This is a genomic window from Clostridium gelidum (genome assembly GCF_019977655.1).
GTDB classification, from domain to species: Bacteria; Bacillota; Clostridia; order Clostridiales; family Clostridiaceae; genus Clostridium; species Clostridium gelidum.
Genome location: NZ_AP024849.1, coordinates 3,234,123 through 3,257,114, shown reverse-complemented (window position 1 = coordinate 3,257,114; position 22,992 = coordinate 3,234,123). Strand labels below are relative to the sequence as shown.

Here is a 22,992-nt window from a genome sequence, read left to right as displayed (position 1 = left end):
CATTTGTAGAACCAAGTCAGCTGATTAATGTTAGGAGCAACTGTTGGAGCTACACAATACTATAAAAGTTTTCGTTATCTCTTTAAAGGGGAGTAGATAGGTGAAAGATCTTGTCTGCTACCCTTTATTTTTTTGACCTAAATTACATAATATAGTAAAATAATAAATAATAAGGAAGATGAGAGGGGTTAGAATATGAAATTAACAAAATATCAAGAAGATTTATTAGATAATACTGATAAATTGATGAAAGTAAACAATCTAAAAGAGGAAGAAGATTACGCTAAATTCTTTAGTGAGTTAGGCGATTTAAGAACTGGAAGCAAAGAAATAATTATAGCATTGCAACTGAAAAATGAAGAGAGCACAGTAAAACAATTGAAGAAATTAGGATGGAAAACAGGGCACAAATATTATACTAATGGACAAGTTAGAAATTATTCAGACGGAGATTCAAAAGATGATTATGGCAATATAGAAATGATACAATTAGTATTTAAATAATCAACTAAATAATAATGTAGGAGTAAGTTTATGAATATTGATGAACTCAAAAAACTAAGACAACAATTATTAAATAATGAAATTGACCCGTTTAAAATTGGTAGTACCTTATTTGTCAATCAGACAAAAACTTGGCAAACAGAAGAATGGAAAGAAATAAGGGGAAATAAAATTCAAGATAAATGTAGTCAATGTGAATCAATTGACGAATTAAGATTACAGCATACATGGAAACCTAGGAGTTATGGAATCGTAAAGAATGAAATATTAGCTAAATATAAAGAATTAATTCAAAATGAATATCCAATAGACCAAGTAGTTAAAGATGATGAAGTACAAGAATATTTTAAAAAAGAATATGAACCAAAAAACAGGGAAATATGCCCCAAATGTGAATCAACCAACATAAGAAAAAGAACAACTGTACAACCAGTATATAAGTGTCAAAAATGCAATTATGAATTTGATAAACCAAACTATAAACTTGTTCCAACACTAATTGATGATAGAAATACGTCAATTGAATTAGCAACCTCAGATAAATCATTCATGACAATACAAAGAAGAATTGGAAGCGAAAGATATTATAATTTAATTCAAGAAAAATATGGTGTAGAGTTAGAAAAAGAAACTTTAACTATTATAATTGATGAATATATAAAATATTTAAGTGGAGAAGCAACAGTAACGTTATGTAAAAGATGTGGATTTGCATTATTACAAGGTAAAAACTTATGTCCTATATGTAAAAGTAAATATAAATTCATTCATAGTGATGCCTGCAAGGAATGCAGATAAAAGATTTATATTTACTTATTATTCATACTATATTTTATGATATGATGCTTATATAAAGTAGGAATTTTATGAAGATAGGAGAGATAAAATGGAAAAATATAGTGAATGTCAATTTTGTAAATCTGCATGGGAAAATGGTTATAGTAATGGTAAAAGGTTATATTATTGTACTTATAGTACAGGGGGTAAGTTAATAATGAAATTTGGTAGCGACTTTATCGGAGAGGGAGAAACATCATCAAATAATGAATTGAATGTGAAAACATCTCCATTTTGGTGTCCTATCAGAAAAAAGAATTTAAAGCAAGGTATAAGCTTTTAATAAATATCTGATTTTATGAGTAATTTAATCGGATATTCTGAAATTATGAATTAGCTAAAAGGAAGGATGATATTAAATGACTTGTAAATGTATTAAAGAAGGAAATACAAAATCTAATTGTTCCCTTGACACTAAAAAGAGAACTTGCGACTTAGCTTATAATATAAAGATTTGTCGGTATGATAAAAGTACCGAATGCGAGGGAGATGATACATGTATTTTTGACAACTTATCCAATAGTTATACAAGAAATTGTAAATCCGTATATATATTAGAACGCAGTAAAATTTTCTATTGTTGCCATTTGGATACTTTTCCCTCAAACTTTAATAGTAAAATAGAAAAGATGTTTCAATATGATAAGGGTAAGGATATGTTTGCAGATATTACTTCAACAGACCATGGTAAAACAACTATACCATGGATTAATAAATTCCACCCATGGCGATAAAAAGTAGTTTTGTCACAATGATAAAATATTGATGTATTATGATAAAATCTTAGCTTTATTTCTGGATGATAAGGTGAAGTTGGTGTTTAAACTATTATCAAATAAAAATCATTAATGGAGGGAAAATGTTTTGGCAAGATATGTAGAGAGGTTTACAGAAGACGAAATACTAAAAGTAATTAAAGCATATTTATTAGAAGGTTTAAGCCATAGGAAAATTCAAGCTCTAATATTAGGGTTGCCTGCGCCTGATAATGGTGGTGGATATATAGCAATGGATATTCTTCATTATTATAATATTTATGGGGACAAGAAGGGGATTCTTGTTAATGAGAATATTAACAGCTTAATTGAAAATGCAACAGGAAACTATCTCGAGGCTTTAACAAAAATAAAGGCTTACTGTGAAGAAGAGAATGAGGCAAGAAAAGTAATTAAAGGGCTGAAGAAGGATAATATAGTTAACACGGAAATAGAAGTCGCAACAAGGCAAAGAGTTGGGCAAGATAAGTTAAGGGAGTATATTCTTGATATATATGAGCATAAATGTGCCTTATGCGATATAGATAAAGATGATTTACTTATCTGTAGTCATATTGTTCCTTGGAGGATAGATGAACAAAATCGCTTAAACCCTAAAAATGCAATATGCTTATGTGCTCAACATGATAAGTTATTTGATAAGGGATATTTTTCATTAGATGAGAGTTATGGTATTAAATTTGGATTGAAAGCTGATGAAAAAGTTATTAATCTATTAAAGGATGCTGAATTTAGAGAGCCGTTAGAAGATTCACCTGATAAGGAATTATTAAAAGTTCATTTTGATTCATATTGCTTATAGTTTTTTTGTGATGATTTTATAGTAAAAATTTTAATATAGAGGAGAGATTATGAGTAATTTTAACTATATAATGGAACCAAATGAATTTTTTGAGGAAGTTATTAATTTATATGAGATTTCAAGGAGAACAAAATATCCTAATGATTTAATTAGAAGGGGAACCAGTCATAGCATATCAAGCGAAATTGAAGACTTAATGGCACAGTTTTTAGTAACTAATTTAAAAAACAAATATAAAATCTATATAGCTCAAACGCTGAGCTATAAAATAAACAACAAAAGTAAAAGTTGCGAATTTGATCTTCTGTTAGTAGATAATAAGAATGAAATAAACAATGTTGTTGAAATAAAAATCGATCAGGGACATATAAGAAATGGAGTTGTTAATTATTGCAAAAACAGAAGGTATCTTTTGGATATGCTAGAGAGAAACTTATGTAAGTGCAACGATGGAATAACCAAGGAAAAGTTCACATTAAAATTTGGAGACAAACCCACATGTCATCTTGTAATTGTGAGTAATAAGAATATTTCTAAAAGAGAATTAGATGAGAATATAAAAAAGATAAAATGTATATCGAATATTGAACTGTATTTTCTTTCTAATGGTGAACATCCTAATAGTTACAAGTTCAAAGGTACTGAATTAATTGATAAAATTTCTATAGATAAGGATGAATTTGGTAGGCTTATGGATAGTTTATCTTATTAGAAAATTACGTATATAAAGGAAAAATTGATCGTGCCATGAGAAGAAATTATTTTTCACTTTATAATTGCGTCGCTATTTTAAGTATAAAATCTACAGAGTTATATGATGATATTTCGGTTTTGATAATGGGTAAGGTGTAGAAGTTGAATTAGAATTCATTACATTATTCTTTAGGCTAAATTTATAAAAGTATGATTTTATAGGTATAGTATGAGAGGAAAAGCAGGGATAGTTTACATTATCAAAATAAAGTTGATGCCTTTAATATAGGAGTAACTGTTGGAATTACACAGGATGCAGAAAAGCTTTTTAAGGGTGGGTTAGAAAGAGCATTAGTTGTAAAAGAACTGTTAAAAACAAGCAAGGCGTTATAGCTATCAGATGTGACAAATTGTAGGTGTAATTTAAGCGTGTAGAAAATTCCTACATTATATAGTATATAGTTCATTTGACGATAGTGTAGCTATGGCTGATGATAATGGGTTGGTAAGAGGCTATAATTAATGCTTATGCGTGCTAATGATAATGACAGTGTATGGATGAGAAGGCTACACTGTCCTAATAGTCACTTAGAAGGCTAGAATAGGTGGTGCGCAGAAAGTCTCGGCTATAAGATGTCTGAATAAGGCTAGCTCAGATTTAGGTGATAGAGCATGTACGTTTATAGTGTTAAAAAAAAGTATTGTGTAATTTTGGATGTAGTAGTATACTTTTAGTACAAGTATAGCCAACAAAGTGTTATACTGTAATCCGACTGATTAAGTTGAATTTTAATGAATTTAATAGAGTATAAAATAATATAAATTAAGCCTATAATTTGTAAATTTATGGTTGTTGGCGATATGGAACTATTATCAGCAGTAACTAAAGAATTATATCCTTCAATATCTAAGAAGTACAATACAACAGCTTCAAGAGTAGAAAGAGCAATAAGACATGCGATAGAAGTTGCGTGGGGTAGAGGTCAAGTAGAAGCTATTAATAGACTATTTGGATATACTATTCATGGAGATAAAGGCAAGCCTACTAATAGTGAATTTATTGCAATTATTGCTGATAAATTAAGACTTAAGAATAATGTTGGCTAAAATATTTTGAAATTTTTCATAAGGCATCACTTAATCAATTTTAATATAAATTGATTAAGTGATGCCTTATTTTTTGTGGCTGCTGTTAGTAAACATAATAAGGTTACTAACATATTATATAACTATAAACTAGAGAGGAAAGAGTGATGAAAAATGAAAATAGGATTAAGAGCTGGGCATAGCGACAATTGCACAGGAACGATTGGAATTGTAGATGAACATGAGCAAATGAAATTGTATTATGCAAAAATAGAAAGTGTATTAGTGAAATATGGGCATACTGTTATAGACTGCAATAGCAATGGAAGTACAGAAAGTGAAGAATTAAGTGAAGGCGCAACTAAATCTAATAATAACAATGTAGAATTATTTGTTTCTTTGCACATGAATTCTTATAATGGCTCAGCACATGGGACAGAAGCATTAGTTAGTAGCACTAGTAGCGGAGCATATAGTTATGCAAAGAATCTATGTACTAATTTTAATGCATTAGGTTTTACAAATAGAGGGGTAAAAAGTGAAAATTATTATGAAATGAAATATGTTGAAGCACCTAATATTATATTTGAGATTTGTTTTTGCGATAGTGAAACTGATATAGCTATTTATAATAAGTATTCATTTGAACAACTGGCATATAGATTTTGTAATGCCATAGATAGTAATATTCCTAGCAATCCATATAGTTCAACAAGTTCATTAAAATTAGGTTGGAATGAAAATAGTACAGGTTGGTGGTATTGCATCGACATTACTAATGGATATTACTATAAAGATGAATGGAAACAAATTAGTGGAGAATGGTATAGCTTTGATTCACGAGGCTATGCACGTGAATCTGTTTGGATAAAAGACGGAGGAAAATGGTATTGGCTAAAAGATTCATGTGCCATGGCTAAGGCACAGTGGTTATGGATAGATGGAGAATGTTATTGCTTTGATGCAAATGGGGCATTATATGTAGATTGCACTACTCCAGATGGGTATATAGTAGATGAAACTGGTGCATGGGTTCAATAATAAAAAATATTTGATTAGGGATTATAAAGTGGATATAAGTTAATATTGTATTATTTAAGGGTAGTAACAAGTGAAATTTAGTTACTATCTTTATTTTTGATTTTAGGTATCTAGAATAATCACCATTTTCTCTGATGCGCCTAAAATTATGAAAATATATTTATACAAAAATTTACAAATAAATTGACAAACTATATAAAATTGTGATACCTTTTTTAAGGTGTACTTTTAATTTAGTTCAGCGAAACTAAGAAGGGGGATAATATAATGAATAATGAATCATTAGACAACGAGCATGATTTTATAGGGGTGACAGACAAGGTCCCTTTAAAGATGGCAATTCCACTCAGTATCCAACATTTATTTGCAATGTTTGGATCATCAGTTTTAGTACCAATTCTTTTACATATTGATCCAACAACAGTTTTATTTTTTAATGGTATAGGCACTTTATTATATGCAGTTATTACTAAAAGGAAGATTCCAGCTTATTTAGGATCGAGTTTTGCTTTTTTATCACCAGTCGCATTGTTATATAGTCAAGGATATGATTTTCAAACTGTACAAGGTGGCTTTGTAGCTGTAGGAATACTATTTTCAATAATAGCAATTATTGTAGGACGTACAGGTATGGGATGGATTAATAAATTATTTCCACCAGCAGCTATGGGATCAATCGTAGCAATAATAGGTTTAGAACTAGCTAGAACTGCAGCAGATATGGCAGGATTTCCAGTTGGAGGAAGTAATTCGCAAGTTTTAAATACAACTTGGGTAATCGTATCAATGGTAACGTTAATTGCAGTGATTTTATGTAATGTATTGTTAAAAGGATTTCTAAAAGTTATACCTATATTAATAGGTATAGTAGTAGGATATATTACAGCTTTATTTATGGGTATAGTAGATTTTAGTACAATAAACAATGCAAGTTTCTTTGTAGTACCTAATATAAAATTAGCTCATTTTGATATGAATGCAATATTAACAATATTGCCAGCAACATTTGTAGTAGTTGCAGAGCATGTAGGACATTTAAAGGTTACTAGTAGTATTGTAGGAACAGATTTAACACAAGATCCAGGTCTTCATAGATCTTTACTTGGAGATGGATTATCAACTATTATTTCAGGAATGTTTGGTTCAGTTCCAACAACAACTTATGGTGAGAACATAGGAGTTATGGCTTTAACTAAGGTATATAGTGTATATGTAATTTGTGGAGCAGGAATAATATCAATAATTCTGGGATTTTCAGGAAAGATGTCAGCAATTATTAGTACAATTCCTACACCAGTTATAGGCGGTGTTAGTTTTCTGTTATTTGGTACAATAGCAACTTCAGGACTTAGAACTCTTATTGAAGAAAAAGTTGATTTTTCTAAATCTAGAAATTTAATACTTGCTTCAGTAATATTTGTAGTAGGATTAAGTGGAATAAAAGTGGCAATTGGAACTACTGAGTTAAGCGGAATGGGCTTAGCTACAATAGTGGCTATGGTATTAAGTATAACTTTTATAATATTTGATAAACTTGGTATAATGAATGAAAAAGAAGAAAGTGCATCATAGCATTTTCATTAATTAAAATAGCAATAAGGCATCATATGATCAATTTTTATGAAAAGATTGGTTATGTGGTGTCTTAATTTTTTTGTAATAATATATTAAGAAAACATTAACATTGCTGACATAAATATGACAAAAACCAATGATAATATAAGTATATAAAAGGGGTGTTGTTAACATGATAAACGATTATGAAGAGCTAGAAATAAGAAAACAAGTTACAACAAAAGATAAGCAAATATTATTTACTGCATTAGATGGAATAAGTGGATGGAATTTCAATCCTATTGCTGTAATTACTAATGGTATAGAAGATTATTATTTTATATGTAAAGTAAAAACAATAATAGAAAATTTACAAATGAAAATGGCAAAAATATATATTAAAATTCAAGAAAATAAAAAGCCGAGATTACTGAGCATAGAAGAAATAGTATAAGTACAACTTTGAAAAATAGGTATATACAGATTAACATTTAGATAATAAGTTTACTGAATTTCTTATATTTGTAAAGGAAATGTACAGGAAACTTAATTATAATATTCTAGACACAAGACAACAATACAACTAACAATATTTTAAACATCTTAAAAGAAGAGCGATGAAGAGAAATCTTTATTGCTCTTTTTTTATCTAGAATAAGGATTATAAAACAAAATTTAAGAAATTATATAGATTATGTTACAATACTATTATTACAATATAAATAATAGTAAATTATGAGAAATAGAACTTAGATTATAAGTGTATTAATAGGATAAAACTTAATGGGGTGTTAAATGTGAAAAAAACCAAAATAATTGGTATATTTGTGAGTTTACTTGTTGTATGCGTAGTAGCTACAATAGTGGTATTGAAATTTCCAGATAAAAAATCAAATAATGAATTGAATAGTCAAATAGAAAAAATTACTGATGAATTACCAATTAATATAGTTGATGTTCCAGATGAAAGCTCAAAGGTTGATAAAAATGCAAATGGAATAGCTGACCCTATAGATATAGTAAATTCTGCAAGAAAAGAGGCTCAGCAGAAAACTCCATATGTAGATGCGTACTATGTTGGAGGATATCCACCAGATGGGGAAGGTGTTTGCACTGATGTAATATGGAGAGGTTTTAAAGGGATAGATGTATCAATTAAAGACTTGATAGATAATGATATTAAACAAAATATGGCGGAGTATAAGGGTGTAAATGGAAAGCCAGATTCTAATATTGATTTTAGAAGAGTTATAAATCAAGATGTATTTTTCAAAAAAAATTGCATTTCACTTACAACAGAATTTAAAGTTAATGATATTAATAATTTGAAAGAGTGGCAGCCTGGAGATATAATAGTTTTTATTGAGGGATATGAGCATATTGGTATTATTTCAGATAAAAGGGATGAGGAAGGTATTCCATTTGTTATTCATAATTCTCACCCATCTGCATCAGAGGTTAAATTAAGCTGGTTCCATAATCCAATTCATGGCCATTACAGATGGAGATATTAGGCTGGTTATTAAGTAATCTAAGCTTTGAAATAATAAAAACGAATAATATTTTATAATTTACAACGCATAGAGTAGACATATAAATCAAAAGATAAGCACAACATATTCTTATATTAGAGTATGGGGTGTTTTTGTTTTTCTTAAATTTATGAATATATAAATGGATTAAAACAAAAACTATATTTAAATATATATGTTAGGAGTGAAATTCATGAAATTAAAAAAATACATAAAGGTGATAAGTTATTTTATTATTTTTACATTACTTATAGGGACTAATATAGGTGCTAGTATGCCTGATACTGTAAAGATAATTACAGAGAAGGGAATTATAGATACGGTTCATTATGAAAATTATGATCTTAATGTAGAAAGAATTAAAATAGAGGGAAGTGACGATATTGTATATTGCTTAGAAATAGATAAGAAATTTCCATCAGGGCAAACTTTTTTGAAAAATGGGACTAATAATGAACAAATTAATAATGTTATTGCGGCTGGATATCCAAATAAATCTGTGGCTGAATTGAATTTGGATAATGAAAATCAAGCATATTTTGCTACTCAAATCGCTATATGGAGTTCTGTTCAAGGGTATGATGTTAATAAAATAAAGGGTGATAATCCTAAAATATTGAATGCAATAAGAACTATATATAATGATGGGGTAAGTGGAAAATATAAAAATAAAATACAAAGTAAAATATACAAAACAAGTGATGATTCTATTCAAGAAGTAATAATTATATCTCATGATGACTTAATGGATACATTAATGTCAGAAGAAAAAGCAGAATCAGAGCAAATGGAATTTGCACCTCAAGAAGGATAAAAAATTAATTAAAAAATATGTTAAAATTAAGCAAAATTTGAGAATTGTATTGTATTATTAAATAGAAGATGAGAATAATATGAAATTAAAATTGCAAAGTAATATTTTACATATAATAAAGGGCGTGAGAGTAATGGAGGGGTTAATAAATATTAATACATATAAGTCAAATTATAAGATTATAGATATAAAAGTTCTACAAGAAAATTTAATGAATTATAGAAGCTGGTTAAGAAAAACTAATAGAGATGATAAAATAGAGAATTATGAAAAGTTTTTGCAAGCTAAATAGTTGTTGTAAGAGGAAAGAAAAAATTTAATACCAAGATCAAGTTAATGAATAAGCCAAGTGTATCGACACTTGGCTTTTATTGACAGAGATACTTTTAAATGATAATCTTTTGTTGACACATTTTACTAAGGTGGTGAAAAAAAGGTGTTATTAAAGGATTATAGTGAAGAACAGATTAAGAATTTAATTGATATTATTAGAGATTGCGTAAGAGAGAATAGATATACAATATCTTTAGAGGATAACAAAATAGAAAATATTCAATTTATTGAGGAATATAATATAAATGAAAAGAAACGGGTAGATATATTGTTTTATTTGGATTATAAAGACTTTTGTTATGGACTTCAAAATTTGAAGGATGGCGTTGAACAAAATAACCTTTATGTATTTTGTATCCAAAGAGAATTATATAATTTTGATAATAAAAAGGAACTAGTAGATATTTATTTAAAATTTAATATAATATGTAATGAAGCAGAAGAATATAGAACGTTAGTTTCATTGCATAAAAGAAATAAACCAATCACATATCTTTTTAAGTAGAAGTAATTACTCCAATTTTTTAGGAGGGGAAATTTATGAGACATTTAGCATTTTGTGAATATTGTATGAATGAAAATGAGTATGGCGTACATAAAGAAAATAAAACATCAATATTAAAAGATGAAGAAATAAGTTATATAGCTAAAGAAGCTGTTTGTAATAATTGCGGTAATGAGATTTTTGTTTCAGATATATGTGATTATAATCTTAAGACTTTATATGATGAGTATAGAAAAAAGCATAATATAATAAACGTTATAGAACTTAAGCGTATTACAATTAAATATTGTATTAATGACGAAGCTTTATCATTATTATTAGGATGGAGAAAGGAAACTATAAGTAGGTATTTAGATGGAGATATGATTACAAGTTCTCACTTTGATATTCTTAAAAAAATATATGAAAATCCCGCTTATTACTCAATTATTTTACAAACTAATAAAGAAAGAATAGAGCCCATAGATTATAATATAAGTAGACAAGCTGTTAAAAGTGCTTTGAATAAAAATATAACAGAAGAGAAAATTGATGCAGTAATAAAATATCTTTTAATAAGATGTGAAGATTTTACACCTCTTATGCTTCAAAAGTTATTGTATTATGTTCAAGCTTTTTATTATGTATTCACAGATAAGTTTATTTTTAAAGAAGATTGTGAAGCATCTACGAAAGGGCCAGTTTATACTAATGTACATGAGAGGTATGAACAGTTTGGGTATGAAGAAATTAATAAAGAAATACTTGCTAATGACAAATTAAAATTAGAAGATGTTGAAAGAAATGTCGTGGAAAGTGTAATTAAATTCTATAGCTGTTATAGTGGGAAAATATTAGAACAAATGACTCGTAATGAGGCTCCTTGGATGTTAACTAGAACTAATATAATTAATGAGACTAATAAAAGTGAGAACACTAATAGAATAATAGAAAAAAATTTAATTGCAGAATATTTTAAGGGAATAAAAGAAAAATATAATATGATAAATTTATTAGATATACAAAAATACAGTACAGATTTATTTGGTAAAATATCTATGTAAAAACAAAAGAAAGAGGGTACATATGAAAACAACAGTATTATTAATTAGACATGGGGAAACAGAGTGGAACACTTTAGGGAAATTTCAAGGTTGTACTGATATAGCTTTATCTGATGCGGGAATTAAACAGGCAGAGTTATTAAAAGATAGGCTTAAGGGAGATTTCGATTACATATATTCAAGTCCACTTAGCAGAGCTTTTGAAACAGCTAATATATTAGCAACTGGTATTAGTAAAGAGGTTACTGTAGCTCCTGAAATTAGAGAAATTAATTTTGGAGAATGGGAAGGCTTGACAGTACATGAGATAGCTGAAAAGTATCCAGAAGTTTTTAAGGCTTGGAGAACAGATAAAACAGAAAGTTATATTTGTGGCGGAGATTTAAGCATTAACAATGCAGCCAATAGAGCAAAAAAGTGTATATTAGATATAGTTAATCAGCATAAAGGGAAAAAGATTGCAATTGTTGCTCATGGAGGAATTATTAAAGCTGGTCTTATAGGAATATTTGGGTGGGATATGACCATGTATCATAAAATGGCACTTGGAAATACATGTATTAATACATTAACCTTTAATGATGATTTAAAACCAGTATTAGTTGCATTAAATGATACTAACCACTTGAAAAATGATGCTAAAACTGTGTAACTTAGATTTAATAATATTTTATTAGATAAAAATAATCAAAATGCATAATATATATGTTGCAATAAAGTTCTCATATATCTCTTAACCAGCATGTTACAAGCAAATTCTAAAATTCTAAAGTTCTAAAAAATTTTAGAATTTTAGAACTTTTAACTTTAAAATGATTATTGAAATTCATATATAAAAGTTGTCTAAATTAATTCTAAGCAAGAAAAAAACTTTATTACTAAAATAGATAAGAAATTATACTTATCTATTTTAGTAATGATTTATGTAATCAATATGGAATTTAATAAAGCTGTTTTAAATGCATCTATATCATATAATAAGGTTAGTTGGTAAAATTTATCGTAATTTCTCCTTTGCCAGCAATTATTATAACATCTCCCTTCTTAATAGAGCCTAAGGTTATAACTTCATCTACAGTATCAAATCGTTTATAGAATTTTTCATTACTATTAGTATCAACAACTATTAAGCTTGTAATATTATTTGGAGTCAAAAGTTTAGCAGTAGAATTAAGTCCCTTGTCTTCAGAAATATTATAGATTCCTTCTTTATAATCAACAGGGATGGTTATTGCTTTTGAGATTACTGTAAATGAAATTACAGATATTAAAAAAAATATTAAAAATTTAATGATTTTCACTATATATTCCCCACTTTCGTATATTTTCTTTAGCTATAACAAAGTAAAAACTAAAGAATTATTTAGATAAAGTAATAGCTATTTCTCCGGTGCCAACGATAGCAATTAGATCACCATCTCTAATAGAACCTAAGTTAATAACTTGATTCAGAGTATCAAATCTTTTATAAAATTTTTGATTACCATAAGAGTCAACTATTATTAAACTTGATACATTGTCTGGGGTTATAAGCTTAGCAATAGCATTAAATTCTTTGATTTCAGAAATATTATAGATACCTTGTTTGTAAGTATCTGATGTTATAATTGCTTTTGCACTGCTAGTAAAAGCAATTAAGGATATTAAAATAATTATTATAAATGGTTTAATTTTCATTATATGCACCTCACTTAATTATATTTTGTTTAGAATTTATAAAAATATGCACTCAATTATTATTTGATTTTTAAATAATATTAAATAATTAAATAATTTTAATATTTTTAAATAAATGCAAAAAAACAGAGCCCTTTACGGGCTCTTAAAAAGTTGGATCTATAATTTTTTTACGGGGACTTGTATTTCACATAAATAATCATTAGGATTGTTTTCATTACAAGGTGTTTTTATTGGTAATTGACGGGATAGGCCACATATGGTATATCCATTTTCTTCAATCCATTTTCCAAGAAAATTAAAAGCAGGTGCAACATTTGAATATTCACCTGGAACTAAGATACTTGCAGCTTGCTCTATGGGCTTTGTTTCTTTATAAGTAAAACCATCAGCATCTACTAGTAATTCCTCAACGCCCACTACAACTTCTACATCAACTGGTCCTTCTATATAACCTTCAACATGGTAAGTTGCATAACAAAAATTGTTACAAGAAATATTTTTCTCTTGAATATACGTGCCTAACTTAACCCAAAGCATTCCTTCTGCATCGTATGCTGGTATAGTATCTCTTAAAGAAATAATTTTATAGGATGGTACTGATTTTAGTGTAACATTATAATTCATATTGATTTTCTCCCTTTTCAAATTCTTAATTGCATAGTTGATTTTTTTTAGTTTTTCTTCTTCTGTTTTGATATTATTTTTCACCTCATCCTTTTTTTGTTTTAATATGTCTTTCAATTTTTCATCAGATTGATCATTGATAGCAACTGCGATATCCGATACATTAAAACCCATATCACGAAGTGAAACAATGAGATTAAGCGTAGTAATTTGCTTTGCTGAATAATATCTGTATCCAGTAAAGGTGTCTATTTCAGCAGGCTTAAAAAGTCCCATCTCATCATAGTATCTAATCATACGAATAGATACCATTGTTAATTTAGAAAAATCCCCAATCTTAAACATAAAAACCAACTCCTAAAAATAATATCATTGCAATGACAAATTAAGAATAATGCCTCACACCATGTTAGAGTCAATACCTTATTTTATATTTTACCATATTTAATAATAGTACCATTTAAGAATTCAATAATACATAATTAGTGTTAGGTGCTATAATTGAGAATATATTGATGCTAATTTAGCAACACAGTTCAAGAAGCAATTTCATAAATAAGATATTCTTTTTATAGGAGGTGATGACATGGAAAATTGGGAAATAGTAAATGCAGTGCAACGAATGCAGGATTATATAGATAATCATATTATGGAGGAAATTACTCTTAATCAGCTTTCAAAAGTTGCAGGATATTCAGCATGGCATAGTGCAAGAATTTTTAAAAAGCTTTTAAATAAATCACCATTTGAATATATTAGAGCGCTTAGGCTTAGCAGGGCTGCTTTAGTTTTACGTGATGAACAACCAAAAGTAATTGATGTAGCTTTTGATTTTGTATTTAGTTCTCATGAAGGATTCACAAAAGCGTTTTCAAAACAATTTGGTATTTCTCCAAGAAAATATATTCAAAATGCACCGCCAATTGGTCTATTTATTCCTGATAGTATCCGTGATTATTACGTTATATTAAAAAAAGGAGAGATTGTTATGGAAGAAAAGAAAGAAAAAAATGCAATTTTTGTTCAAGTAGTGGAGCGTCCATCGAGAAAAGTATTACTAAAGAGAGGGATCGAGGCATCTGAATATTTTGCTTATTGTGAAGAAGTGGGCTGTGATGTTTGGGGAGTTCTTACTAGTGTGAAAGAAGCACTTTATGAGCCCGTTGGAATGTGGCTACCAGATCATTTGATAAAGAATGGTACTTCAAAGTACGTTCAAGGTGTAGAATTGCCATTAGATTTTGATAAAAAGGCTCCAGAAGGATTTGAAATCATAGATCTTCCACCATGCAAAATGATGGTATTTCAAGGAGAACCTTATGAGGATGAGACTTTTATGGACGAAATTTCAAATGTGTGGAAAGCAATTGATAATTATAATCCTGAAATATATGGATTTGAATGGGCAGAAGATATGGCACCAAGATTTCAGCTCTGTCCAATGGGGTATAGAGGATATATTGAGGCAAGACCAGTAAAGCAGATAACAAAAGAAAATAAGAATAATTTCTAAGTTATCATTAAGATGGTTTTCTGAGTTATATAAAATCAACACTAATTAAAATTAAATATAACAAATAAAGACACCGTATTGTTCAAAAGAATGATACAGTGTCTTTATTTTACAAAATATGCTATGATAGGAGTATATTACTAACAAAATGATGAAAAATGTTTTTAGCTGGTGAGATTATGTATATTATAGAAAGGATTTGATATATATGACTGATTTTAATATTTTTTTATTTGATGATTTTGAAACATTAGATGTATTTGGACCTGTAGAGATAATTGGACAATTAGAGGAGGTATATACAATGAAATTTTTCTCTATAAAAGGTGGAATAATAACCAGCAAACAAAAAACACAAATAGTTACTAAACCATATACGGAGGTAGACTTCAATGGAATTTTATTTATTCCAGGTGGAAAAGGTACACGGAAACTTGTACATGATGAGGATACAATATTAATATTAAAGAAAATTGCAAAAAGCTCATTGTATTGTATTACAGTTTGTACTGGAACTGCATTACTTGCAAAAACAAAATTACTTAATGGAGTTAAGGCAACTAGTAATAAAAAAGCATTTGATTGGGTAAAATCTATGAATTTAGAAGTACATTGGATATATAAAGCAAGGTGGGTGAATGATAATAAATATTATACATCATCAGGGGTTTCAGCTGGTATGGATATGATACTTGGATTTATTTCTGATAAATTTGGCAAGGAAAAAGCAATGGAAATAGCTGATAGTATAGAATATGTTTGGAATGACAACCCGGAAGAGGATATGTTTGCAAAGTAATTTTAAATTAGGTTTTAGATTTTTTTAAGCCACATTATTCAGAAATGAATTTGTGGTATTTTTTTTTGAAGCAATAATAATTTCACTTGACATTAGCCTAAGGCGAAAGTTTAAAATAATATTTACGGGGAGATGATATAAACATGAATAAAAAATATAATATTAATGAAGTAGCTAAAATATTTAATATCACAACTAATAAAATTAGGTATTATGAGGAAAAACAATTGCTAGAGCCTCTGCGTGATAGCAATAATGAATATAGAATATTTGATGAAAAAGATATATTTAAGTTGCAGGCAATATTGTTATATAGATCCATAGGACTACCAATTAAAGAAATACAAGATATATTAAAAAATAACACTAATGCTAATTATTTAAATCACTTTAATAAGCAGTAGAAAATCGTAAATAGTCAAATTCATAGATTAACTACAATTAGGGAATCCCTTGAAAATATAATTGATAATATTTATGAAAATGATAGTTGCAAGATAGATAATAACATATTAGGTATTATAGAAAAAACCTATGAACTAAATAAAATTAAAGAGAATTGGAAAGATAGATGGGATTTTGATAGTTGGGCTAGAAATTACGATAAAGATGTTAGAGAAGATAAAGGCGCTTTAAAAATCTATGCAAATTATGATTCAATATTAGATAAAGTTTATAATTTAGCTGTTGATTCAAATATAAACAAGCCATGCATATTAGAAATTGGAGTTGGAACAGGGAATTTGTCAGGAAAATTTTTAGATAAAGGCTATAATATTATTGCTATAGATCAATCTATAGAAATGCTAAATGTAGCTAAGGAAAAATATCCAAAACTCAAAGTTAGGTTAGGGGATTTTTTGAAAATACCATATAGCAATAAGACTTTTGACATAATAGTTTCTACATATGCTTTTCACCACTTAAATAATAATGAAAAATCAATAGCAATAAAAGAAATGGCTAGAGTACTTGAAGATAATGGCAAAATAGTTATAGGTGATTTAATGTTTAAAAGTAATAAAGATAAAGATAATATATTCCAAAAGTTGACTGGTGAACAAATTGAAGAAATAAATGATGAGTATTATTCATATATAGACTTTTTAAAAAGTGAATTCAAAGAGATTAACAAAGAGCTAAAATATACAAGAATAGATAATTTAATTTATGTAGTAGAAATACAATAGGTAAAATAAATTTTTAAATTAATGGAGGAATAACATGAGTAAATCAATAAACATAGTCTTAAGAGAATTAAAAATTGAAGATTTAGAGGATTATTTATACTGGAATCATCCTTCACGTGAATTCCATAAGTTCAATGGTCCTTATTTTGCAAAAGATAATGAAGAGGAATTAAAAATATGGATAGATGGGTTGAAAGGCAGATTTGTAAATGGAGAAAAAAACGTATTTAAGGATAAAAAATTAATAGCAAACAAAGATACTGATGAGATAATAGGTCAAGTGAATTGGTATTGGGAATCACAAGAAACTCTTTGGATGGAAGTTGGAATTGTTATTTTTAATGAGGATTATTGGGGAATTGGGATAGGATATGAAGCTTTGAAAATATGGATTGACCTTATTTTCAAGCAAAACCCAAAACTTATAAGGATTGGATTATCAACTTGGTCTGGAAATAAAAGAATGATGAAACTATCTGAAAAGCTAGGTTTAAAAAAAGAAGCAGTTTATAGAAAAGCAAGAATTGTTGATAATGAATATTACGATTCTGTGAGTTATGGTATATTGAAAGAAGAATGGGAAATGTTAACTAAATAGAAAATAGCAAAAAAAGCCACTAAACTTATTTAGTGGCTTTTATCAAGGCTTCTAATTATATCAAGACTTCTAGTTAAGGATAACATAAGGGGACTTATAAGTCTAGCAAGTAAAAAAAGGCTACTTCTCATGGTTTAAATATGAATTTTGTTGAAGCATTAAATACTCAAAATATAGAAATTAATGAGAGTTGTGTTGTTGTATAATTTCATAATTATTTATAACTAAATGTAAAGGTTATGTTATGAAAAAATATGGACATATGATATAATTTTGAGGATGAAAGAATTTGAAGTAAGAATATATAATTATTAAAGTATATAGATATACACATAAGGCACAATCAAAAAAATAACAAGTCCATTTGCCAGCCTATTTTCCATCATGCTGCGTCGGCAAATTGACCTAATAGGCCTGCTATGAGGGCAATTCATCTCCTTGCCTGATGAAAAATATTCATGGTAACTTTGGACTTGTTATTTATTTTCATGTGCCTAAGAAAAGTGCTTTGGAAGGAGGGAAACATGGATTATACTAATTTACATGATAAGAAGCAATTTGATAAATTTCAAAATGAAATACAGCAGTTTAATAATAATTGCAATTATAACAAATCTACTACAATATTATTAGAGTCCATAAAGTGTTTTGAAGACCATCCAGGATTGCATTATCTTTTAGCACTTACTTACTACAAGTGTAAAGAATATTTAAAAGCAACTGAATGTTTGAAAACAGCTATATATTATGATGAAAATAATAATAAGTATTTGGGGCTTATAGGATGTTGCTTTTTTCAAATTAATGATTTTGAAAGTGCATATAATTATGCTAGAAAGGCATATGAAATAGATAATTATAACTTAGATGCAATAATAACTTTAGGAAAGATAGAACTTTTTCGCCATAATTATGATGAAGCCCTTCAATATGCAACTTTAGCTGTAGAAATTGATAGTGATAATTTTAAAGCAATAAGATTGTTAAGTAAATGTTACATAGCTCAAGGTGAAGATGAAAGTGAAATTTTAAGTGTATTAAATAAGGCTAAAACTTTAGGTAATGATGATGAGCTTGATTATGATATAATTAAGTTTTTATATATTAATGGTGAGTATTTTGAGTGTTTAAAAGAATGTAAAAAAAGCATAGTAGAAAATTCGGATTCATATATTGCGCAAAAGGCAGCAAAATATGTTTCGAAAATATATGAAAAAGTAATGAAAAGTCGCGCTAGAATGAGTCGAGAATTAGAACTTGGTAGTGAAATAGATGGAAATAATGAATCAAATTCAAAAGAAGAATTTCATATAACTGAAAGCAAAGTAAAATCGTCAATAGATGATATTATAGATATGGGATTTAAAAATGAAGATTTAGAAAAACCTAAAGAAGATAAAAGTATAGATAAAGATGTTAAGAATGAAGAAGAATTAGAAAAGACAACAGATAGACATAAGAAAATCAAAGACAATAAGAAAAGTTCATCAAACAGAGGTGAACTTGAAACTGAGGAGAATAATGAAAGTAGAAATTCAAAATCCTTAGAAGAAGCTTTAAGTAAGCTTGACTCATTAATTGGTTTAGATAATGTTAAAACTGAAATAAAAAGAATAGTTCAACTTATTAAATATGAAAATAACAGAGCAAATGTACTTGGGATTGAAAAAGGTAGCAATCAATCTTATCATTTTGCTTTTTTAGGTAATCCAGGGACTGGAAAGACTACAGTTGCTAGGTTAATTGGAGATATATTTTATTATTTAGGAATACTTGAAAAAGGCCAATTAGTAGAGGTTGATAGAAGTGTAATTGTTGGACGTTTTATAGGAGAAACTGCAAAGCTTACTAAAAAGGCTATAGATAATGCTATGGGGGGAATCCTTTTTATAGATGAAGCCTACTCTTTATCAAAAGGTGGAGAGGGAAGCAATGACTATGGATCAGAAGCTATAGAAGTTCTAATTAAGGCCATGGAAGATAATCGCGATAAATTCACTGTTATTTTAGCAGGGTACACAAAGGAAATGAGAAATCTAATGAAATCAAATCCTGGACTTAAAAGTAGAATTAATTTAGACATTGAATTTGAAGATTATAAGGATTACGAATTAGTTAAAATTGCAAAGAGCATGGCCAGTGGTGATTATTATATATTTAATGAAGACTCAGAAAAGGCATTTTTAGAGAAAATAAAAATAGAACAAGTAGATGAAAATTTTGCTAATGCTAGGGTTGCAAGAAATATTTTAGAAGCTGCAATACGAGAAAAAGCCTTTAGAATTGGTGATAGTGAAGTTTCTAAAGAGGAACTTGTGACTTTAACTTCAGAAGATTTTGGTATAAATCTTGAGTTTAATGCTCGTAATAAGATGGAAGAATTGCAAGGTGAATTAGATAATTTAGTTGGACTAAGTGATGTAAAAAATATTATAAAAGGAATATTAAATACCTTAGAACTTCAGCATAGAAAAAAAGAAATGGGTATAGAATGTGAAGATATTTCTTTAAATATGATATTTTCAGGAAATCCAGGTACAGGAAAAACTACAGTTGCAAGAATTATAGGTAAAATTTTAAAAGCCATTGGAATTCTAAAAAAGGGACATATGGTTGAAGTTACACGTTCAGACTTAGTTGGAGAATATGTTGGGCAAACTGCTCCAAAAACCTTGAATAAAATAAAGGAAGCTTATGGTGGAGTATTATTTATTGATGAAGCCTATAGCTTAAATGGAAGCGGCTCAAATGATTTTGGACGTGAAGCTATAGCAACTTTAATAAAAGAAATGGAAGACAATAGAGACAAGCTTGTTGTAATAATGGCTGGATATACAAGAGAAATGAAAGGTTTGCTAGATTTAAATCCAGGTATTGAAAGTAGAGTTAAGTTTACAGTAGAATTTTCTGATTATAAGTCAGATGAATTAATGGAAATATTCCAAGGGTTATGTAAAAAAGAAAGCTATGAACTTTCAGAAGAAGCAAAAGAAGAATTGGACTCTATATTCCAAGTACAGTATGAAAACAAAGATAAAAATTTTGGAAATGGAAGATTAGTTAGAAAATATTTTGAAAATGTAAAAATGAAACAAGCTGATAGAGTTATTAAAGATGATATAAGGGTGAAAGAAGAGATTCTTAAGATTATTTTTGAGGATGTATAGATAATATAGATGAAAACTTTAATGATATTTGTAAAACATCTATATTAATATTTTAGTCTTTTGAAGATCATTATAAATTTATGTATTTAAAGTGCAGTGATTAAGAAAAAGAAAATAATCAAAAAAGTCTTACGTGTTAATATGCAGTAAGGCTTTTCTTTGATTGTAATTAATTATCATGAAAAATGATATGATATAAGATAAAATTATGATGAAAGGCTAAATTTGACACGTTTTTCTAGTAATACTATAATAAAGGGATATTATTTGCCAAGCATATTTAAAGCTAATATAATTGAAATTATGATGTATGAAAGGATATGAAAAATTAAATGAATACTAACGCTAGTAAAAGTTTTATAAAAAGAGATCTTAATGCAACAAAAGATAAAAAAAGAAATTTTAAACAAATAAAAACATTATTTAATTTAAGTGAAAAAAATGAATTTACTCTTGATGATCAGACTTGGGATGATTTAATAATGGATGAGGTATTTCATGAAGTAGATAGGACTTATTCAACAGAAGGAGAAGCATCATTATATGAAATGCTTAGAAATCCAATTATGGATGAAGAAAAACTAAAAGAAAGAGGCAAGTTAATAGATTTATTTAAAGAGGATTTAGATTTAACAGTAGATTTGAGACAAATACTCTACAATATGATTTATGATAGTAAAAATAGATTAATAGAAATGCTAAATGAATTCCTGTCAGTTAGCAAGTTAAAGTATTATCTTTACTCAATTTTGGGAATTTTACCTATAGTGACGATATTAGCTGCTATTATATTTAAAGAACCTAATTTTATGATGATATTAATGGTAAATATATTTGTAAATATGTATTTTCATAATAAAGAAAATGATACTATAAATGTCATAGGACTTGTTTATTTAAGGGATTTGATAAATGCAGCTAAAAAATTATCGGGTATTAAAAATCATGAAATTAAATCATACACGATTAAAATGAAAAATTTACTAAAGGAATTAAGTAATATAGATAAGTCAACTTATTTGCTTAAGGTGCTTAATTCTTTTGGAGGACTTTTAGAGGTTTTTTCTATTCCGTTTTTAATAGAAGAAATTACATATTATAGAATAAGCGGTAAATTGCTTGGGGAAAAAGACAAAATATTAGAATTATATTATTTAGTTGGAGAGCTTGATGCGTTAACTTCAGTTGCAATTTATCAAATTAATAATGCAGAAAAATGCAGCACTCCAAAGTTTATTAAAGAAACTTCATTAAAAATAACAGAGGGGATACATCCACTTCTTAAAAAGCCAGTTGCAAATTCCGTTGATATATCTAAAAAAGGAATTGTTTTGACTGGGACAAACATGTCTGGGAAGTCTACATTTTTAAGAATGATAAGTACAAATATACTTTTGGCCCAGACTTTTAATTTTGTTTTAGCTAAAGGATATGAGGGATGTTTCTTAAATGTTGTATCATCAATAAGTCCAAAGGATGATATTGTAAATGGAAAGAGTTATTACTTAGCAGAGGCAGAATGTATTTTAAGAATAATAAAAGCATCAGAAAATGAGATTCCAGTTTTTTGTCCAATAGATGAAATTTTTAGAGGAACAAATCCCCTTGAAAGAATATCTTCTTCAGCTGAAATTTTGAATTACATTAATAAAAGGAATGGTATTTGCATTGTAGCCACTCATGATAGAGAACTTTCAGATATGCTTAAGGAAAATTATGATTTCTATTATTTTAGTGAAGATGTAGATAGTAAAGTTGGATTAAAGTTTGATTATAAGCTTAAGAAAGGCATATCTAAAACAAGAAATGCAATTAAACTTTTAGAATATATAGGATATCCAAAAGAAATAATAAAAAATTCATATAAGAGAGTGGAACGAATGGAAGGATATGTTTAGTTA

24 protein-coding genes and 1 pseudogene are annotated in these 22,992 nt (G+C 28.0%); 22 read left to right on the top strand and 3 right to left on the bottom strand.

The window, feature by feature from the left end; all coding sequences use genetic code 11:
• Positions 1 to 195: 195 nt before the first annotated feature.
• The 15 genes and pseudogenes from psyc5s11_RS14625 to psyc5s11_RS14555 all read left to right on the top strand — a co-directional run bounded on the left by psyc5s11_RS14625 (position 196) and on the right by psyc5s11_RS14555 (position 12,172).
• Positions 196 to 504 carry a hypothetical protein gene (locus tag psyc5s11_RS14625; protein WP_224033241.1) on the top strand — a complete coding sequence of 103 codons (309 nt, stop codon included), beginning with the start codon at positions 196 to 198 and terminating at the stop codon, positions 502 to 504.
• Between the two features lie 30 nt (positions 505 to 534).
• Positions 535 to 1,302, top strand: coding sequence for a hypothetical protein (locus psyc5s11_RS14620; protein WP_224033240.1), 768 nt, complete (start codon positions 535 to 537; stop codon positions 1,300 to 1,302).
• A gap of 88 nt (positions 1,303 to 1,390) precedes the next feature.
• Positions 1,391 to 1,624 carry a hypothetical protein gene (locus psyc5s11_RS14615; protein WP_224033239.1) on the top strand — a complete coding sequence of 78 codons (234 nt, stop codon included), beginning with the start codon at positions 1,391 to 1,393 and terminating at the stop codon, positions 1,622 to 1,624.
• 581 nt (positions 1,625 to 2,205) lie between these two features.
• The gene (locus psyc5s11_RS14610; RefSeq protein WP_224033238.1) at positions 2,206 to 2,919 is read left to right on the top strand and encodes an HNH endonuclease; all 714 of its coding nucleotides are present in this window, start codon (positions 2,206 to 2,208) and stop codon (positions 2,917 to 2,919) included.
• A gap of 49 nt (positions 2,920 to 2,968) precedes the next feature.
• Positions 2,969 to 3,631, top strand: a complete 663-nt coding sequence (locus tag psyc5s11_RS14605; protein ID WP_224033237.1) for a hypothetical protein — start codon at positions 2,969 to 2,971, stop codon at positions 3,629 to 3,631.
• An 827-nt stretch (positions 3,632 to 4,458) separates the two neighbouring features.
• A pseudogene (locus tag psyc5s11_RS14600) lies at positions 4,459 to 4,719 on the top strand (sporulation initiation factor Spo0A C-terminal domain-containing protein); the annotation flags it as partial.
• 153 nt (positions 4,720 to 4,872) lie between these two features.
• The gene (locus tag psyc5s11_RS14595; RefSeq protein WP_224033236.1) at positions 4,873 to 5,739 is read left to right on the top strand and encodes an N-acetylmuramoyl-L-alanine amidase; all 867 of its coding nucleotides are present in this window, start codon (positions 4,873 to 4,875) and stop codon (positions 5,737 to 5,739) included.
• 267 nt (positions 5,740 to 6,006) lie between these two features.
• Positions 6,007 to 7,311 carry a uracil permease gene (gene uraA / locus psyc5s11_RS14590; RefSeq protein ID WP_224033235.1) on the top strand — a complete coding sequence of 435 codons (1,305 nt, stop codon included), beginning with the start codon at positions 6,007 to 6,009 and terminating at the stop codon, positions 7,309 to 7,311.
• 175 nt (positions 7,312 to 7,486) lie between these two features.
• Positions 7,487 to 7,747, top strand: coding sequence for a hypothetical protein (locus tag psyc5s11_RS14585; RefSeq protein WP_224033234.1), 261 nt, complete (start codon positions 7,487 to 7,489; stop codon positions 7,745 to 7,747).
• Positions 7,748 to 8,090: 343 nt separating this feature from the next.
• Complete coding sequence (locus tag psyc5s11_RS14580; RefSeq protein ID WP_224033233.1) at positions 8,091 to 8,807, top strand: DUF1287 domain-containing protein; 717 nt, start codon at positions 8,091 to 8,093, stop codon at positions 8,805 to 8,807.
• Positions 8,808 to 9,018: 211 nt separating this feature from the next.
• Positions 9,019 to 9,639 carry a thioester domain-containing protein gene (locus psyc5s11_RS14575; RefSeq protein ID WP_224033232.1) on the top strand — a complete coding sequence of 207 codons (621 nt, stop codon included), beginning with the start codon at positions 9,019 to 9,021 and terminating at the stop codon, positions 9,637 to 9,639.
• A 133-nt stretch (positions 9,640 to 9,772) separates the two neighbouring features.
• Positions 9,773 to 9,931 (top strand): hypothetical protein, encoded by a 159-nt coding sequence (locus psyc5s11_RS14570; protein ID WP_224033231.1) that lies wholly within the window; start codon positions 9,773 to 9,775, stop codon positions 9,929 to 9,931.
• 144 nt (positions 9,932 to 10,075) lie between these two features.
• Positions 10,076 to 10,477: a hypothetical protein gene (locus psyc5s11_RS14565; RefSeq protein ID WP_224033230.1), complete on the top strand. Its 402-nt coding sequence runs from the start codon at positions 10,076 to 10,078 to the stop codon at positions 10,475 to 10,477.
• Between the two features lie 35 nt (positions 10,478 to 10,512).
• Positions 10,513 to 11,520 carry a type II toxin-antitoxin system antitoxin SocA domain-containing protein gene (locus tag psyc5s11_RS14560; RefSeq protein ID WP_224033229.1) on the top strand — a complete coding sequence of 336 codons (1,008 nt, stop codon included), beginning with the start codon at positions 10,513 to 10,515 and terminating at the stop codon, positions 11,518 to 11,520.
• Positions 11,521 to 11,542: 22 nt separating this feature from the next.
• Positions 11,543 to 12,172, top strand: a complete 630-nt coding sequence (locus psyc5s11_RS14555; RefSeq protein WP_224033228.1) for a histidine phosphatase family protein — start codon at positions 11,543 to 11,545, stop codon at positions 12,170 to 12,172.
• 331 nt (positions 12,173 to 12,503) lie between these two features.
• Here psyc5s11_RS14555 and psyc5s11_RS14550 read toward each other — a convergent pair whose 3' ends face one another.
• From psyc5s11_RS14550 to psyc5s11_RS14540, 3 genes are all read right to left on the bottom strand, one after another.
• A complete protein-coding gene (locus psyc5s11_RS14550; RefSeq protein WP_224033227.1) occupies positions 12,504 to 12,821 on the bottom strand; it encodes a hypothetical protein in 318 nt (105 codons plus the stop codon).
• Between the two features lie 58 nt (positions 12,822 to 12,879).
• Positions 12,880 to 13,197 (bottom strand): hypothetical protein, encoded by a 318-nt coding sequence (locus tag psyc5s11_RS14545; protein WP_224033226.1) that lies wholly within the window; start codon positions 13,195 to 13,197, stop codon positions 12,880 to 12,882.
• A gap of 159 nt (positions 13,198 to 13,356) precedes the next feature.
• On the bottom strand, positions 13,357 to 14,169 hold the full coding sequence (locus tag psyc5s11_RS14540) for a MerR family transcriptional regulator (RefSeq protein WP_224033225.1): 813 nt from the start codon (positions 14,167 to 14,169) through the stop codon (positions 13,357 to 13,359).
• Between the two features lie 241 nt (positions 14,170 to 14,410).
• On the opposite strand from psyc5s11_RS14540, the gene psyc5s11_RS14535 reads away from it, so the two are divergent.
• The 7 genes from psyc5s11_RS14535 to psyc5s11_RS14505 all read left to right on the top strand — a co-directional run bounded on the left by psyc5s11_RS14535 (position 14,411) and on the right by psyc5s11_RS14505 (position 22,989).
• Entirely contained in the window at positions 14,411 to 15,337 is a 927-nt protein-coding gene (locus psyc5s11_RS14535) for a helix-turn-helix transcriptional regulator (protein ID WP_224033224.1), read from the top strand.
• Positions 15,338 to 15,545: 208 nt separating this feature from the next.
• A complete protein-coding gene (locus tag psyc5s11_RS14530) occupies positions 15,546 to 16,136 on the top strand; it encodes a DJ-1/PfpI family protein (RefSeq protein ID WP_224033223.1) in 591 nt (196 codons plus the stop codon).
• 143 nt (positions 16,137 to 16,279) lie between these two features.
• Positions 16,280 to 16,540 carry a MerR family transcriptional regulator gene (locus tag psyc5s11_RS14525; protein WP_224033222.1) on the top strand — a complete coding sequence of 87 codons (261 nt, stop codon included), beginning with the start codon at positions 16,280 to 16,282 and terminating at the stop codon, positions 16,538 to 16,540.
• A 3-nt stretch (positions 16,541 to 16,543) separates the two neighbouring features.
• The gene (locus psyc5s11_RS14520) at positions 16,544 to 17,326 is read left to right on the top strand and encodes a class I SAM-dependent methyltransferase (RefSeq protein ID WP_311196449.1); all 783 of its coding nucleotides are present in this window, start codon (positions 16,544 to 16,546) and stop codon (positions 17,324 to 17,326) included.
• Between the two features lie 34 nt (positions 17,327 to 17,360).
• Entirely contained in the window at positions 17,361 to 17,924 is a 564-nt protein-coding gene (locus psyc5s11_RS14515; protein ID WP_224033221.1) for a GNAT family N-acetyltransferase, read from the top strand.
• 524 nt (positions 17,925 to 18,448) lie between these two features.
• Positions 18,449 to 21,091: an AAA family ATPase gene (locus tag psyc5s11_RS14510; protein WP_224033220.1), complete on the top strand. Its 2,643-nt coding sequence runs from the start codon at positions 18,449 to 18,451 to the stop codon at positions 21,089 to 21,091.
• Positions 21,092 to 21,423: 332 nt separating this feature from the next.
• Entirely contained in the window at positions 21,424 to 22,989 is a 1,566-nt protein-coding gene (locus psyc5s11_RS14505; protein ID WP_224033219.1) for a MutS-related protein, read from the top strand.
• Positions 22,990 to 22,992: the final 3 nt, after the last annotated feature.

Excerpts from the sequence above, each read along its gene's own strand:
- psyc5s11_RS14625 (WP_224033241.1), top strand. The coding sequence starts at position 196 with ATGAAATTAACAAAATATCAAGAAGATTTATTAGATAATACTGATAAA.
- psyc5s11_RS14620 (WP_224033240.1), top strand. The coding sequence starts at position 535 with ATGAATATTGATGAACTCAAAAAACTAAGACAACAATTATTAAATAAT.
- psyc5s11_RS14615 (WP_224033239.1), top strand. The coding sequence starts at position 1,391 with ATGGAAAAATATAGTGAATGTCAATTTTGTAAATCTGCATGGGAAAAT.
- psyc5s11_RS14605 (WP_224033237.1), top strand. The coding sequence starts at position 2,969 with ATGAGTAATTTTAACTATATAATGGAACCAAATGAATTTTTTGAGGAA.
- psyc5s11_RS14595 (WP_224033236.1), top strand. The coding sequence starts at position 4,873 with ATGAAAATAGGATTAAGAGCTGGGCATAGCGACAATTGCACAGGAACG.
- uraA (WP_224033235.1), top strand. The coding sequence starts at position 6,007 with ATGAATAATGAATCATTAGACAACGAGCATGATTTTATAGGGGTGACA.
- psyc5s11_RS14585 (WP_224033234.1), top strand. The coding sequence starts at position 7,487 with ATGATAAACGATTATGAAGAGCTAGAAATAAGAAAACAAGTTACAACA.
- psyc5s11_RS14575 (WP_224033232.1), top strand. The coding sequence starts at position 9,019 with ATGAAATTAAAAAAATACATAAAGGTGATAAGTTATTTTATTATTTTT.
- psyc5s11_RS14570 (WP_224033231.1), top strand. The coding sequence starts at position 9,773 with ATGGAGGGGTTAATAAATATTAATACATATAAGTCAAATTATAAGATT.
- psyc5s11_RS14560 (WP_224033229.1), top strand. The coding sequence starts at position 10,513 with ATGAGACATTTAGCATTTTGTGAATATTGTATGAATGAAAATGAGTAT.
- psyc5s11_RS14555 (WP_224033228.1), top strand. The coding sequence starts at position 11,543 with ATGAAAACAACAGTATTATTAATTAGACATGGGGAAACAGAGTGGAAC.
- psyc5s11_RS14545 (WP_224033226.1), bottom strand. The coding sequence starts at position 13,197 with ATGAAAATTAAACCATTTATAATAATTATTTTAATATCCTTAATTGCT.
- psyc5s11_RS14540 (WP_224033225.1), bottom strand. The coding sequence starts at position 14,169 with ATGTTTAAGATTGGGGATTTTTCTAAATTAACAATGGTATCTATTCGT.
- psyc5s11_RS14535 (WP_224033224.1), top strand. The coding sequence starts at position 14,411 with ATGGAAAATTGGGAAATAGTAAATGCAGTGCAACGAATGCAGGATTAT.
- psyc5s11_RS14530 (WP_224033223.1), top strand. The coding sequence starts at position 15,546 with ATGACTGATTTTAATATTTTTTTATTTGATGATTTTGAAACATTAGAT.
- psyc5s11_RS14525 (WP_224033222.1), top strand. The coding sequence starts at position 16,280 with ATGAATAAAAAATATAATATTAATGAAGTAGCTAAAATATTTAATATC.
- psyc5s11_RS14515 (WP_224033221.1), top strand. The coding sequence starts at position 17,361 with ATGAGTAAATCAATAAACATAGTCTTAAGAGAATTAAAAATTGAAGAT.
- psyc5s11_RS14510 (WP_224033220.1), top strand. The coding sequence starts at position 18,449 with ATGGATTATACTAATTTACATGATAAGAAGCAATTTGATAAATTTCAA.
- psyc5s11_RS14505 (WP_224033219.1), top strand. The coding sequence starts at position 21,424 with ATGAATACTAACGCTAGTAAAAGTTTTATAAAAAGAGATCTTAATGCA.